Here is a 13,702-nt window from a genome sequence, read left to right on the forward strand (position 1 = left end):
GAAATGGCGAATCCAAAATATAAAGAGGCATTACTGCGCTATGAAAAACACCTTACAGAGATATCCAGTCAGGAAATGGTGTTGAATATGGGGCCTCAGCATCCTTCGACGCATGGCGTGCTCCGACTGCAGCTGATTACAGATGGAGAGATTGTGAAAGAGGTTGTTCCACATCTGGGTTATTTGCACCGTTGTTTTGACAAACATGCCGAATCGTTAAATTACGCAAAGACAATTCCCTTTACTGATCGTCTGGATTACCTAGCCTCGATGAACAATAGTCATGCTTTCGTGATGGGGGTTGAACGCATGCTTGGTCTCGATAGTAAAATACCGAAAAGAATAGAGTATATCCGGGTGCTGGTCTGTGAACTCAACCGAATTGCATCCCACCTGATTGCTATTGGGACATATGGGATTGATATCGGTGCAACAACACCGTTTCTTTGGTGTTTCCGCGACCGTGAGCATATTATGAATATGTTGGAATGGGCATCTGGCTCCAGAATGTTGTACAATTATATCTGGGTAGGAGGTTTATTTTATGATTTGCCTGTAGGCTTTGAAGAGCGCTGTGCTGAATTTATAGCGTATTTTAAGCCTAAATTGGTCGAACTGGATGAGATATTGACACAGAACCAAATATTTATTTCCCGTACAGCTAAAATAGGGGTACTTCCTGCTGATGTCGCCATAAATTATGGTGTATCAGGGCCCATGCTTCGCGCTTCGGGGATAAAATGGGATTTGAGACGAATAGATGGCTATTCTGTTTACCCAGAAATTGATTTTGAGATACCAGTGGGAAAAGGTGAGATGGGAACAATCGGCGATTGCTGGGATCGTTATAAAGTTAGGGTAGATGAGGTCAAAGAATCTGTTCGCATTGTTGAGCAATGTCTTGAACGATTACAGAAAGACTTTAAACGTACAGCTGAATTTGATCCGAGGGCTCTGGTTCCGAAGAAAGTGAATTTGAAGGCTCAGGATTACTATGTCCGTGCTGAAAATCCGAAAGGAGAATTAGGGTTTTACTTTGTCACTAAAGATAAATCAGATATTCCATTGCGTGTAAAGTCGCGGGGGCCAAGTTTTAATAATCTTTCAGTGATTTCGGAACTCGGAAAAGGCGTGCTGATTGCTGATTTGATTGCGATTCTCGGATCTATTGATATCGTTTTGGGAGAGGTGGATCGCTAAATTGCGGTAGTATGCATGTTTTATAAACGATTTAGCAAAATAAAATAGAGATTGTATTGAAAATGTTGCATGAAAACGCAAATAAATTTGTAAATGAAAGCAATTTTCATCATATTTGCAGTCTCATAATTTAAGTTTATAATTGGTTAATGAAAGCTCGTTACTCCCAAAGTAACGGGCTTCTCTTTTTTATGGCGTGCAATCTATTGATGCTTTTTATTTATGATACCGATGTGTTGGTTTGAGCTTGAAGGATTTACTGCTTTTTCATCGGAGCAATGTTGATTATCCTGTATATTTCATCGAATTCCTGCACTGGAATTTAACGTAAATGATTACCTTTACTGGTCTTAAATATAAAAAAGTGACGGATAGTTTAGTTATCATTCCAACATATAATGAAAAGGAAAATATTGAAAAAATCATTCGCAAAGTTTTTTCCTTATCACACGCATTTGATATTTTAATTGTAGACGATGGTTCTCCCGATGGGACGGCTACCATCATCAAGAATTTACAGCTTAATGAATTTACTGGCCGTCTGTTTATCGAAGAACGAACCGGAAAACTGGGGTTAGGGACAGCGTATATCCATGGATTTAAATGGGCGCTATCGCGCGAGCATTACCAATATATTTTTGAAATGGATGCAGATTTCAGTCACAATCCGGAGGATCTGCTTCGCTTACGGCAGGCTTGTGTGGATGGTGCTGATATGAGCATAGGTTCGCGTTATATCAAGGGCGTGAATGTGGTCAATTGGCCGATGAGCCGGGTATTGATGTCCTATTTTGCTTCGGTATATGTTCGTTTTATAACCGGAATAGATATCCAGGATGCTACCGCGGGATTTGTTTGTTTTACCAGAGAAGTTCTCAGGACAATCCCACTTGAAAAGATTAAGTTTGTAGGTTATGCTTTTCAGATTGAAATGAAATTTACAGCCATAAAATATGGCTTTAAGGTGGTGGAAGTACCCATTATATTCACAGATCGGACTGAAGGTACATCAAAGATGAGCACAAGTATCTTTAAGGAGGCATTTTTTGGTGTTATCCAATTGAAACTGGGAAGTATCGGAAAGCGCTATAAGAGAAATTAAAAATATTGCCACAATGAACGAGAATTTAGATCCAAATCCAGAACGTCTGAGCAATACAGATCGTGATATTGAACGAGCATTGCGGCCTCAGGCTTTCGAAGACTTTACGGGACAGGCTAAAATATTAGAAAACCTTAATATTTTTGTGAAAGCGGCTAGGCTGAGAGGCGAGGCGCTGGACCACGTTTTGCTGCATGGCCCTCCAGGCCTAGGAAAAACGACTTTATCCCATATCATTGCTAATGAGATGGGGGTTGGTATCAAAATTACTTCGGGACCTGTATTGGATAAACCGGGCGATTTAGCGGGTTTATTGACTAATCTGGAAGAAGGTGATGTTTTGTTTATTGATGAGATCCATCGTTTAAGTCCTTTGGTGGAGGAATATCTCTATTCGGCTATGGAAGATTTCAAAATCGACATCATGCTGGAGACAGGCCCAAATGCACGGTCTGTGCAGATTTCTCTGAATCCGTTTACCTTGATTGGTGCCACAACGCGCTCAGGTCTTTTGACAGCCCCCTTGCGCGCACGCTTTGGAATTAATTCACGCTTACAATATTATGATGCAAAATTGCTGACAACTATCGTGCTGCGCTCGGCTCATATCTTAAACACACCAATTTCTGATGAAGGTGCCTATGAGATTGCGCGAAGGAGCAGGGGGACACCACGGATAGCCAATGCTTTACTGCGCCGTACACGAGATTTTGCGCAGATAAAGGGCAACGGGAGTATCGATAAAGAAATAGCAAAATATGCTTTACATGCGCTTAATGTGGATGAAAATGGTTTAGACGAGATGGACAATAAAATCTTAACGACCATTATAGATAAATTTAAAGGTGGTCCTGTAGGATTAAAAACAGTGGCCACGGCAGTTGGTGAGGATGAAGGTACGATTGAGGAAGTCTACGAACCCTTTCTGATTCAAGAAGGATACATTATGCGAACCTCGAGGGGACGCGAATGTACCGAGGCGGCCTATAAGCACTTGGGGCGTGTCAACCATTCGAAAGGAAACACACTGTTTTAAGCGCGAATGAAAAGTATATTTTAACTTTTCTGGCGAATAATTTTATTAGTCCGGCTCATTAAAGCCGGACTAGGTTTTGTCCGTTGAAAATAGCTTATTTGAGCCTGTAACTCCTCATATATCCAAGGGTGCTTCTTTCGTAGGTTATTTAAGATGTCCAGGCAGTTGACTAATACAGCGACAGGACATGAAGGTTCGATCATCCATTGGAAGGAATGCTCGATAATTTCTTCTTCTATCTCATTTTGGAGCGTATATTTTTTATTTTTTTTCGAGGTCAGAAATAGCAGAATTTTAGTATAGCTTCTAAGGCAGCTCCAATTCTTTTGTTTCTTTAAATTATCCAAAAATTGCGGGAGAACACATTTTAGCAGTGTTGTATTTTTTAAAACGATGGTTTCAAATACCCAGGCGGCGCGAAAGGCAATCTTTTTGTCCTTCTCTAAGGAGATGTTCAGCAGATCGGCAAGGGTTATCCCCTGAAGGATATCCAAAGAAAAATCCGTTACCTCGAAAGATCTCAAGGTAACGGATAGAAATGCTAATTTTTCATCGTGGGTCATGATGCCGTTATTTTTGTGGCTTTTCTCGATTCATTTCGGTCATGTCAACCTCATTCATTTTGGAATCACCCAACAGATATTGGCTAAAGTAATCGCCCATTTTCCAGAAGAAATACTCCGTCATATCGCCAAAGCCGTGTCTTTGTCCAGGTAATAGCAGGAAATCAAATCTTTTGTTAGCCTTTATCAGCGCGTCTACCATACGAATTGAATTTGCCGGGTGTACATTGTTATCAATATCTCCAGTGGCGATCAATAGTCTGCCTTTCAGGTTTTTTGCGATCTCCGTATTTTTATTGATTTGGTAGGAGAATGTAGTATCTCCTTTCGCGGATACTTTTTCTGTTACGCCATGATGACGCTCACTCCACCAACGGTTGTAGATCTGGTTTTCATGATTTCCAGCACCAGATACCGCAACTTTAAAGAAGTCGGGGTAAACAAGCATCGCTGCTGTAGACATAAATCCACCGCCGGAGTGGCCGGTTATACCAACACGGTTTATGTCAATGTATTTATAGCGATCAGCAAGCTGTTCCGCCGCTACTTTTTTATCTTCCAAACCATAGTCACGCAGGTTGCCATAGCCATAAGTATGATACCATTGCGAACGTGAAGGATGTCCACCACGGTTACCAACTGTGATGACTATAAAACCGAATTGCGCTAGCCTGTCGATTCTGTCCATGCTTCTGCCAAAGGATTTATTGACAGCTTCGGTCTGAGGTCCGGGATATACATATTCGACAATGGGATACGTTCTGGTACTATCAAAGTCAAATGGTTTGTACATGACCCCATAGAGATCCGTGGTGCCATCCCCAGCTTTTACTTTAAAAGGTTCTGGAAATTTGTATCCAGCAGCAAATAGTAAAGACAGATCGGCCTTTTCCAATGTCATTACCTTTTGTCCATTGCTATTGTATAAGACGGATTCAGGAGTCGTGTTTACCCTGGAGGAATTATTAACAAAATATCGGGAGGATTCACTCATTTCCACCTGGTGATCAAAATTTCCCGGGTTTAATAGTTTAATGCCGGAGCCGGTAGTATTTACACTGTATTGATGTAGATAATAGGGGTCTTCGTTTTTCTCGCGGCCCGATGCTGTAAAGTATAGTGTTCCTGAAGCAGGATCTAAACCTGTAATTTCTTCCGTATGAAAGGCACCTTTTGTAATTTGATTAATCAATTTTCCATTTGTGTCGTAAAGGTAGTAATGGCCCCAGCCATCTCTTTCTGACCAATGAACCAATTGTTTTTTATTTTCAATCAGGAATGGTTTTTGAACATCCAGATATACATTGGAACGCTCTTGGATAATGTTGTTCACTGTGCCATTTATATTGACTTTTAGGAGGTCAATCCGTTTGAGGTCACGGCTAGAACGTGAAATGTAAAATTCCTCATTATTGCCTAACCAGTAGTTGATAAAATAATCCTCTTTATACGAATTTCTATCTGGTGTTTTGGTCCAGGTAGAGAGGGTCTGATTTTTAAACGCGGATACATTGATGCGACGTGGAGTTTTTGCTCCTGCATCAAAGATATAAAGTTCAGTTTCCGTTGAATCGACCTCACCCGGCATTTGGTATTTATAGGTTTCAAGTGTCGGTCGGGATGAGCCAACATTATTGATTACCCACAAAGGTTTTAATGAACGGTTGTCCTTCCTGCTCAAGGTAAAATAACGACCATCCGGCGACCAGCTGATCCATACCCGTTTACGTTTAGGATCATTGTCTTTATCTTTTTCGTCACCGGTAGTTGTGCTGTATTCATCACCGCCCCAAGCATAATATTGCACACCGTCTTTTGTAATCTGGTGCTCTACAATGGTGCTGTCCTTTTCATTTTTTACCGCCTTAAGATAGTTGGATCTGTCCATCCAATATAGATTATAATCTTTTGCAAAGTAAACCGTATTAGTATCAGGGGAGAAGCTCGCCCAACCTAATGGCGATTTAACTTTTGTCGAGTCACTGATTTCTAAGACAGACTTTGTTGCCAGGTCGTATTCCAGATAAAAGAGTTTCTTTTTGGTGGTGTCGGACTTATTCTTGAGCTTTTGTATTTCATCTTTGGATTTCACGGTATCTTGGGTACTCTGGACCTGAAATCTTAATTTTTTCTCATCTTTGGTGAATCGAAGCCCTTGTAATTCCAAATGTTGGGCATCTACAGGGTTTTTAACGATTTTGGTAATTTGAGCAGCGATGTCGTCATTATTGAAAAGAAGTTCTTTCTTTTTCAGGGCAGGGTTAACAATGTACCAATTTCTTCCCTGTGGACTTGCATAATCATACCAAAAGCGATCAGAAAAATTGATCCAATTTGGTTTGATACTCGTTGAAAAAATTATTTTCTTTAATTTTTCAGGGGAAAATTTCGCCGCCAACTGATAGTTGGCTTTTATAGGTGCCTCTTTCGCCTGTTGTGCAGTGCCAATATAGGGTAATAAGCTGGCTGCTAAGATAAAGTAGAACTTATGCATTAAATAATAATATAGATAATTGTATAATAATGGTTTTGGATGCAAAAATATTTATAATTAGGCTCTTTTGCGAATGATTCGTGTAATAATCCTATGATGGATAGAAATTTTCATTGAAATTAACCAAAAAAAGCTCCTTTGTTGCTCGTGTCACTCCGGTATACAGCCATCTTAAAAATTCAAGATCCAACATGTCATCGTTTATATAACCTTGGTCGACAAAGACGATTGGCCATTGGCCGCCCTGCGCTTTATGGCAGGTAATTGCAAATGCAAATTTAATCTGAAGCGCATTATAATAGGGGTCCTTTTTGATTGCTTCAAGGCGGTCTTTTTTATCCATAATATCGGCATAATCCAAGGCGATCTCTTCGTAGAGTGTTTTCTGGGTTTCATAAGGCAGATTGGGACTTTCGGTATAGAGGCTGTCTAGGATCACGCGGCAAGTGATAGGTTCTATTTCGTCAATGTCTACAAATTCAAGTGTAACATCTGCAAATCGAAATCCATGCTGATCATGAATATTGCTCACTTTTCGCACCTTGGCCATATCACCATTTGCAATAAACCCGTCGCCCATATTGTTTTCCTGCAGCCAGAAGTAGTTGTTCTTTACAACCATAATATAATCTCCGCCGGTCAGCTCCTCGTCCCGGAACAAAATCCTGTTCCTTATATTTTGGTTGTATAGGTTTGCAGAGCGATTTGAACGACAGATAATCATTGTATTTTCGACTCCATATTTGTCATAGGCATAGTTTATTCCTTCGATTAACCGTTCACCTGTCATTCTGTAAAGGTCTTTAAATCCTTTTGTTATGAATTTGGGGAAGGGAAAGTCATCTTGATCTTCTTCAGCAGAGGTTATCTCTTCGCGTATTTTTGTCGCATTATACAGTATGCCGGAATCTTTAGATTGACGGACAACGGAGGTCAGTTCAAATGGATAAACGCATAGATGAAATTCACTTTCGAGATAACTTGGGTTTAATGCGGGGCTGTCTAGGAGTCCTACAGGAGGTAACTGGGCGGTATCCCCAACAAATAATAGCGTGCAGTTCTTTCCTGATTGCACATAGCGGATCAGGTCGTCCAAAAGGCTTCCTGAAAACGCATTCACAGGTGCATTGGATATCATTGAAGCCTCATCTATGATAAATAAAGTATCTTCATGAAGGTTCTCCGCTAAAGTGAAATCCAGCTGAAATGAAACAGCAGATTTTTTCCGATAGATTTTCTTGTGGATTGTCAGTGCTTTGCGTCCCGAATAATAGGTGATTACTTTTGCGGCCCTGCCCGTTGGAGCCAGCAGAACAGCTTTTTTTCGCAATGCCGGTAGTACTTTGACCAGTGCCGAAATTAACGTTGTCTTTCCCGTACCGGCGTATCCTCTCAGTACAAAGCAAGATTGCTTGTCAAAAGCGAGTAGAAATTCTTCCAGTAATTCGAAGGCCTCTAACTGCTGATCGGTGGCCTGCCATGGAAATTGCTGTATTAACAGATTTTTGATGAACACCCTCAAAGTTATTTAAAAGGTTTGTCTTATCCTCTAGAAAAAGCTATTTTTGCTCTAAGAAGTTTTAATTTTTACAATTCAGCGAATGAATTATATTTCAAAACAATTTAATATTCATTATTTACCGGAGTACAATCTTTTGGTCAAGGCTGGCTTTCAGAAGGATGTCTTGGCAGTGGTTGATAAAAAGTCGGTCGCACCGATTTTAATCGAGTATCCGTCAGAAGAGCCGATTTTGGATGCCACACGAATTATGAGCCTTCCATTTCGATTTGTCCGCGTTGTGATACCGCATCAAACTTTTACGTTTATTCCAAAAGAGTTTTTTCTGAGCGAACAGATGAGCGATTACCTACAGTTTTTAGGTACATCCGATCTTGAAAATACATTTAACTATTCTTTAGATAGTCTTAATTTAGTTGCTGTGTATCAGTTTGATGGGTTGTTGTTAAATAGATGGAAGAGGTTGTTTCCAGATGCTGTTATACTTCCCGAATTCGCTGTTGTGCTCGATCGCGCGCAGGAGCGCGTATCCATTAGAGGCAGTGTGTTGGGGCTTCATTTTGTAGCTGAAAATACAGTTGATTTTTATCTGTTTAAAAACGGGGTCTTCCAACTTTATAATAGTTTTGAAATGCATAGTCTGGATGATATCAGCTACTATATACTTAATATTTTAACACAATTCAATCTGGGAGACTCCATTAATAAAGTGCTCCTCTCAGGAGAGATTCCAGATGAATCTTATTATAAGCGAATTTCGGCTTATGCTGGTGATATCGAAATATTGGATTTGAAAACCAAAGTTGTATTGGCGGATAGCGAGATCGAGTCAAATTTGACGCCGTATAACGTATTATTTGATTCTATACTATGCGAATAATCGGAGGTCGTTTAGGTGGCTTAAGGTTGAATCCACCAACTAATTTACCTGTGAGACCAACAACGGATATCGCCAAAGAAGCGCTGTTTAATATTTTACAGAACAGGTTGGATTTCGATGGGTTACAATGTCTGGATCTTTTTGCAGGGACAGGGAATATTAGTTTTGAGCTTGCATCGCGGAATGTGGAGCATGTAGATGCGATAGACCTTCATTTCAAATGTGTGCAATACATCAATGATACGGCGGAGAAGATGAAATTGGAGCAGATTAAAGCAAGGAAAGCTGATGTGTTTAAATTCATTGCCAGTTGTAAGAATACTTACGATTTTATTTTTGCAGATCCACCTTATGATATTCCTAAATTGCCACAATTACCAAAATTAATTTTTGATCAACAATTACTGCATGCTGATGGACTCCTCGTTGTTGAGCATCCGTCAACGAGACAGATGGAAGATCATCCAAATTTTATAGAAACTAGAAAATACGGGTATTCATCATTTTCTTTTTACGCTAAGACTATCTAATATGAAAATTGCTGTTTTTCCGGGGTCATTTGACCCTTTTACTTTAGCACATCAAGATCTTGTTGAAAGAGCAATGCCGCTATTTGATAAAATTATTATTGCTGTGGGCTATAACGCTAATAAGAAAGGAATGTTAGACCACGACGAGCGGGTGGATTCAATTAGCCGTGTTTTTAAGGATGTCAGCAGGGTTGAGGTGCTGAAATATAAAGGCCTAACTGTGGATTTCTGTAAACAGGTTAAAGCGCGTTTTATATTAAGAGGGCTCCGGAATACCAATGATTTCGAATTTGAAAACGCCATTGCTCAAAATAACCTGTTGCTCAATGACGAGGTGGAAAGTTATTTTTTGATGAGTAGATCTGGAACGGCTCATATTTCTTCGTCCATTGTTAGGGATATTTGGTTTAATGGAGGGGATATCAGTGCAATGGTGCCTGTTGCCATTCTGTCGTTGTTGAATGAAAAAAGTAGATAAGTCAGATTAGTAAAGCAAGACAGCTGATTGAACAAAAAAGTCATACAAAATAATATTTTGTATGACTTTTTTTGTTGTTGATAAACAGGGTTTTGTGTGTTTTATATCAACAATATGTTTTCATTGTTTAAGGCGATCTACTTGCCATCTGATGGCGTATGCCCAAATATTATTTGGTTGCACGGCTGACTCATGTTTAATGCATTCTTTTTCAATTTGTTAAAATGTATTCCCCTTGCTTTTAGTCTAGTAGGCGCTTGCTTTGTCCAATAGATAACACTCTTCAGGTGTTAGCTTGATTTCGACAGCTCTGCTGAGTTCTTCGAGCTGCTGGATACTGGTTGCACTTACAATAGGAGCTGTAACCGAAGGTCTATTTAAAATCCAGGCTAAGGCAATGGCTGACATGCTTGCTTGTTGGCTATGTGCTATTTCAGCCAAGACATCCAAAATACGTAGACCTCGGGGATTAAATCTGTCTTTTAATGCATCGTAACGCTTCACCTCTTTTATATCATCCAAAGAGCGGTATTTACCCGAGAGGAAGCCACTTGCGAGTGAATAATAGCTGATTACACCCAAGTGATTGTCAATGGCCAATTGTTCATACTGTTCTTCATATTTCATTCGGTCGTAAAGGTTGTATTCCGGCTGGATAGCGATATAAGATGGTAAATTGTGTTCTTCGGCAATACGGAGAGATGCGGAAATACGCTCTGGACTTAGATTTGATGCGGCAATCCATTTTATTTTTCCAGTTTGGATCAGATGGTGATAAGCTTCCAATGTTTCATCGATTTCGGTTGTCAGATCATCGTGATGAGATTGATAAAGATCGATTGTGTCAACATTCAGTCGCAAGAGTGAGTCTTCCACAGATTTAATAATATACTCTTTTTTCAGATTAGGCTTACTATTATCTGCTCGGCGCCCACCGACTTTTGTGGCAATCTGAACTTTGTCGCGAATATCTCTTTGACTGATCCATTTGCCAATGATTGTTTCTGATTCAGATCCGCTGTGCCCCGGTACCCAGTGAGAGTAATTGTTAGATGTATCAATTAGGCTGAATCCCATATCGATAAAGGCATCTAAAAGAGCAAAGGATTGCTTCTCATCTATGGTCCAACCAAATACATTTCCACCAAAGACAAGCGGTTTGAATTCAATTTCACTGTTTCCGAGTTTTACTTTTTCCATGATCATTTGATTGTTTCCTGATTAAAATTAAGTAAAAAAGCCCATTTTCAATCCATTTAAAGCGGAGTGAAAAGTTTTTTTAAAATTTTCTTATTCATTTTCAGTGAGTTTTAAAAATGCTCGTGGCGGTTATTTGGAATAACAAAAACTTTGCTTACTTTTGCATCATCCCAAACGGATATGCCCGGATGGCGGAATTGGTAGACGCGCTGGTCTCAAACACCAGTGGGAAACCGTGCCGGTTCGACTCCGGCTCCGGGTACTGAAAAGCTCGAAACAGAATTGTTTCGAGCTTTTTTTATTTGAATTTACTACGTTCAAAAATAACATCTTTGAGTTTCCTTGTAAAGACTCCATTGGCTATCTCTTTTTTTTTATTAAAAGAGTTTTCATTTCCTTTTTGAAATCTACTCTTAAGAAATCAGAAGTTGACGTTAGTAATTCATGTTGATTTTTACACAGCCTTATAGTAGCGTTGTTGTTCGCTCGTCAGGGAGAACAGCTTTAGATTGCTATAATGGCTTCGTTGGGGAGCTCTTTGTAGAAGAGCATCGGAAAGTATTAGTGGATTTTTACGGTAATAAATTCAATTAATTGTATATTTCAGAAAAAAATATGAAGACAGCCAAATTATTAATCTTAAGCCTATTTATTGCCAATTTCAGTTATGCGCAAAACACATTAATGGATAGTTTAATTCAAAAAAACTATTCAACCTTTAGAAAAAATAACAGCAACGGTTTCGAAGGCAAAGGATGGATTACTTTACAAGATGAAATCAACAAAAACAATTCCTTATTATTAGGCGAGGTTCATTTTACCAATGAAGTGCCTTATTTTACCAACGCAGTTATCAATGCGATTAAGTTCGACAATTATATTCTGGAAGTTGACCCCTATACAATCAATACGATAACAACAAAAATTAAGTCCTTATCGTCTACAGAACTGGATAAATTTCGGGATGAATATGGTTCCGCTTTATCTTTTTTAAAAGGTGAGACGGAGTTCAATTTGTTCAAAAATATAGTTCAGCAGGATATTAAAACCTATGGTGCTGAGCAAATTAGTTTATTTTCTGACCGGTTGCTGTTTTCGGAGCTGAGTAAGCAATCTAAAAATGACAAAGCTAAAGAAATCTATCAACAGATGATTGCTAATTCGGCGTCATATGATACAAAAAAAAATACCACATTTTATTTGTTCTCAGATGATTGTCTTGCCAAAATGAACGCGCTGTCTGCTATGAACCTATCTGCCAATGAGAAAGAACAGCTTGAAGCATTAAAATTAAGTCGAGAACTATACTTGAATAGAATTCATCCTTTAAGAATTCAATACCTAAAGCACCTGGTTCTTAATAAACTTTCCGAATGGAAAGACAAAAAGAATCTTTTCAAATTTGGTGCTAATCACATGCCTAAAGGTGAGAGTTTAATGGAAGTATTTGATGTTGGCAATCTGGTCTCCAATATTGAAGAGGCAAATTACCGGAAATCATTACATATTATGCTCATCGGAAAAGGAGAAGGACAAACGTTGGCTGACTTAGATCAATACAAATCTTTCTTAAATGTTGTAAAAGATGATAACTGGTATGCCTACGATTTAAGACCGCTGAAACAGGCAGTCTCAAAACAGAAACTTAAAGTTGAGGACTTGGAGCTCGAAAGAATTATAAAAGGATATGACTATTTGGTTTTTATACCAAACCTAACTAAAGCTTCAAATAGAGCTAAATAAGACTGATTGATCCCAATAAAAGCCGGTTGTTTTATAACGTACCGGCTTCCGCATCTCTTTTTGTTAATAATTCACTTGGCGCATAACCGAACTGTTTTTTGAAAGCATATGAAAAATGGGAGAGGTTTTCAAAGCCTACTTCATAACAAACTTCAATGGGTTTCGTGCGTTTTTCAACAAACAGGTAATGTGCTAATTCCAATCTTTTCTGGGTTAACCACCGTTGTGGTGTGATCTTGAATATTTTACTAAAATCCCTTTTGAAAGTAGTGAGACTTCTTCCTGTCAAATATCCGAACTTTTCCAGCGGTAAATTGAACATAAAGTTTTTTTCCATATAAGCTGCCAGATCGATTTTTCCGGGTTCTTCAAAGTTTGCCAGTACATGATCTATTTCAGAATCTATGGCTCGGAGGATACTAATTGCTTCGGTGATTTTCAGAAAAGCTATATTCTCCGGTAGTTCCCGCATTTCAAAATAAGGAATCAATGAGGCAAGACAGCTTTCCAATAATGGGTGATTATTGAAACGATGTATTTTTTGAGATCGCTGTATAGTAGGTTTAATATTTAGAAGATGATAAAAATCTTTCAACCTTTTTGTTGTTAAATGCATGACGACCGTTTTGTGTGGCTGGCCATCTAGGGGGTAATTGATAATTGTGGCCAATTGATTTCTTGGGATTAGGAAGATATCACCTTTCTTAAAAAGATAAGTAGCATCGGCCTGTACAATTTTTGTTTCACCTGAAATAAACCAGATCAGCATATGGCACTCGAAACTGATGTCTGATTTAAAGAACTTATCCTCATAGCAGGAAAGCTTAATGTCTTCTGTAATATATTTTGCTTTATACTCCATAATTGGCTATTTGTTTGATCTATAAGGTGAAGTGATGAAATAAAGATAGCGATTTTATATTGATTACTTTGTTTAAAAGGTCGTGATCGTAAAGT

12 protein-coding genes and 1 tRNA gene are annotated in these 13,702 nt (G+C 38.9%); 8 read left to right on the forward strand and 5 right to left on the reverse strand.

What is annotated here, in order from left to right:
* Positions 1 to 3 precede the first annotated feature (3 nt).
* The 3 genes from AB1Z56_RS06440 (at position 4) to ruvB (ending at position 3,338) form a co-directional block, all read left to right on the forward strand.
* The gene (locus AB1Z56_RS06440; RefSeq protein ID WP_426791471.1) at positions 4 to 1,200 is read left to right on the forward strand and encodes an NADH-quinone oxidoreductase subunit D; all 1,197 of its coding nucleotides are present in this window, start codon (positions 4 to 6) and stop codon (positions 1,198 to 1,200) included.
* Between the two features lie 364 nt (positions 1,201 to 1,564).
* Complete coding sequence (locus AB1Z56_RS06445) at positions 1,565 to 2,302, forward strand: polyprenol monophosphomannose synthase (protein ID WP_309359627.1); 738 nt, start codon at positions 1,565 to 1,567, stop codon at positions 2,300 to 2,302.
* Between the two features lie 13 nt (positions 2,303 to 2,315).
* Positions 2,316 to 3,338, forward strand: a complete 1,023-nt coding sequence (gene ruvB, locus AB1Z56_RS06450) for a Holliday junction branch migration DNA helicase RuvB (RefSeq protein ID WP_046673408.1) — start codon at positions 2,316 to 2,318, stop codon at positions 3,336 to 3,338.
* 20 nt (positions 3,339 to 3,358) lie between these two features.
* Here the strand turns inward: ruvB and AB1Z56_RS06455 are convergent, their stop codons facing one another.
* From AB1Z56_RS06455 to AB1Z56_RS06465, 3 genes are all read right to left on the reverse strand, one after another.
* Entirely contained in the window at positions 3,359 to 3,901 is a 543-nt protein-coding gene (locus AB1Z56_RS06455) for a hypothetical protein (protein ID WP_426791472.1), read from the reverse strand.
* A gap of 7 nt (positions 3,902 to 3,908) precedes the next feature.
* The gene (locus AB1Z56_RS06460) at positions 3,909 to 6,395 is read right to left on the reverse strand and encodes a DPP IV N-terminal domain-containing protein (protein ID WP_426791473.1); all 2,487 of its coding nucleotides are present in this window, start codon (positions 6,393 to 6,395) and stop codon (positions 3,909 to 3,911) included.
* 91 nt (positions 6,396 to 6,486) lie between these two features.
* Positions 6,487 to 7,911 carry an ATP-dependent DNA helicase gene (locus AB1Z56_RS06465; RefSeq protein ID WP_313263303.1) on the reverse strand — a complete coding sequence of 475 codons (1,425 nt, stop codon included), beginning with the start codon at positions 7,909 to 7,911 and terminating at the stop codon, positions 6,487 to 6,489.
* A gap of 85 nt (positions 7,912 to 7,996) precedes the next feature.
* Here AB1Z56_RS06465 and AB1Z56_RS06470 point away from each other — a divergent pair, with 85 nt between their 5' ends.
* Genes AB1Z56_RS06470 through coaD form a run of 3 tightly spaced genes read left to right on the forward strand, consistent with a single transcriptional unit; the run spans position 7,997 to position 9,802 of the window.
* On the forward strand, positions 7,997 to 8,794 hold the full coding sequence (locus tag AB1Z56_RS06470) for a DUF3822 family protein (RefSeq protein ID WP_426791474.1): 798 nt from the start codon (positions 7,997 to 7,999) through the stop codon (positions 8,792 to 8,794).
* Entirely contained in the window at positions 8,785 to 9,324 is a 540-nt protein-coding gene (gene rsmD, locus AB1Z56_RS06475; protein ID WP_426791475.1) for a 16S rRNA (guanine(966)-N(2))-methyltransferase RsmD, read from the forward strand. The genes AB1Z56_RS06470 and rsmD overlap by 10 nt, the downstream gene beginning before the upstream one ends.
* A gap of 1 nt (position 9,325) precedes the next feature.
* Positions 9,326 to 9,802: a pantetheine-phosphate adenylyltransferase gene (gene coaD / locus AB1Z56_RS06480; RefSeq protein WP_313263301.1), complete on the forward strand. Its 477-nt coding sequence runs from the start codon at positions 9,326 to 9,328 to the stop codon at positions 9,800 to 9,802.
* 246 nt (positions 9,803 to 10,048) lie between these two features.
* Here coaD and AB1Z56_RS06485 read toward each other — a convergent pair whose 3' ends face one another.
* Entirely contained in the window at positions 10,049 to 11,002 is a 954-nt protein-coding gene (locus AB1Z56_RS06485) for an aldo/keto reductase (protein ID WP_313263300.1), read from the reverse strand.
* 182 nt (positions 11,003 to 11,184) lie between these two features.
* On the opposite strand from AB1Z56_RS06485, the gene AB1Z56_RS06490 reads away from it, so the two are divergent.
* Both AB1Z56_RS06490 and AB1Z56_RS06495 read left to right on the forward strand, forming a co-directional pair.
* A tRNA-Leu gene (locus tag AB1Z56_RS06490) sits at positions 11,185 to 11,264 on the forward strand.
* 353 nt (positions 11,265 to 11,617) lie between these two features.
* Positions 11,618 to 12,745: a hypothetical protein gene (locus AB1Z56_RS06495; protein ID WP_426791476.1), complete on the forward strand. Its 1,128-nt coding sequence runs from the start codon at positions 11,618 to 11,620 to the stop codon at positions 12,743 to 12,745.
* 31 nt (positions 12,746 to 12,776) lie between these two features.
* On the opposite strand, the gene AB1Z56_RS06500 is transcribed toward AB1Z56_RS06495, so the two are convergent.
* Positions 12,777 to 13,607 carry a helix-turn-helix domain-containing protein gene (locus AB1Z56_RS06500; protein WP_426791477.1) on the reverse strand — a complete coding sequence of 277 codons (831 nt, stop codon included), beginning with the start codon at positions 13,605 to 13,607 and terminating at the stop codon, positions 12,777 to 12,779.
* Between the last annotated feature and the right edge of the window lie 95 nt (positions 13,608 to 13,702).

It is taken from the genome of Sphingobacterium sp. WOUb80, assembly GCF_050058145.1.
Classification (GTDB): domain Bacteria; phylum Bacteroidota; class Bacteroidia; order Sphingobacteriales; family Sphingobacteriaceae; genus Sphingobacterium.

What these genes read in the sequence shown, in the direction of transcription:
- AB1Z56_RS06440 (WP_426791471.1), top strand. Translation starts at nt 4, where the DNA reads ATGGCGAATCCAAAATATAAAGAGGCATTACTGCGCTATGAAAAACAC.
- ruvB (WP_046673408.1), top strand. Translation starts at nt 2,316, where the DNA reads ATGAACGAGAATTTAGATCCAAATCCAGAACGTCTGAGCAATACAGAT.
- AB1Z56_RS06455 (WP_426791472.1), bottom strand. Translation starts at nt 3,901, where the DNA reads ATGACCCACGATGAAAAATTAGCATTTCTATCCGTTACCTTGAGATCT.
- AB1Z56_RS06460 (WP_426791473.1), bottom strand. Translation starts at nt 6,395, where the DNA reads ATGCATAAGTTCTACTTTATCTTAGCAGCCAGCTTATTACCCTATATT.
- AB1Z56_RS06470 (WP_426791474.1), top strand. Translation starts at nt 7,997, where the DNA reads ATGAATTATATTTCAAAACAATTTAATATTCATTATTTACCGGAGTAC.
- rsmD (WP_426791475.1), top strand. Translation starts at nt 8,785, where the DNA reads ATGCGAATAATCGGAGGTCGTTTAGGTGGCTTAAGGTTGAATCCACCA.
- coaD (WP_313263301.1), top strand. Translation starts at nt 9,326, where the DNA reads ATGAAAATTGCTGTTTTTCCGGGGTCATTTGACCCTTTTACTTTAGCA.
- AB1Z56_RS06485 (WP_313263300.1), bottom strand. Translation starts at nt 11,002, where the DNA reads ATGGAAAAAGTAAAACTCGGAAACAGTGAAATTGAATTCAAACCGCTT.
- AB1Z56_RS06495 (WP_426791476.1), top strand. Translation starts at nt 11,618, where the DNA reads ATGAAGACAGCCAAATTATTAATCTTAAGCCTATTTATTGCCAATTTC.
- AB1Z56_RS06500 (WP_426791477.1), bottom strand. Translation starts at nt 13,607, where the DNA reads ATGGAGTATAAAGCAAAATATATTACAGAAGACATTAAGCTTTCCTGC.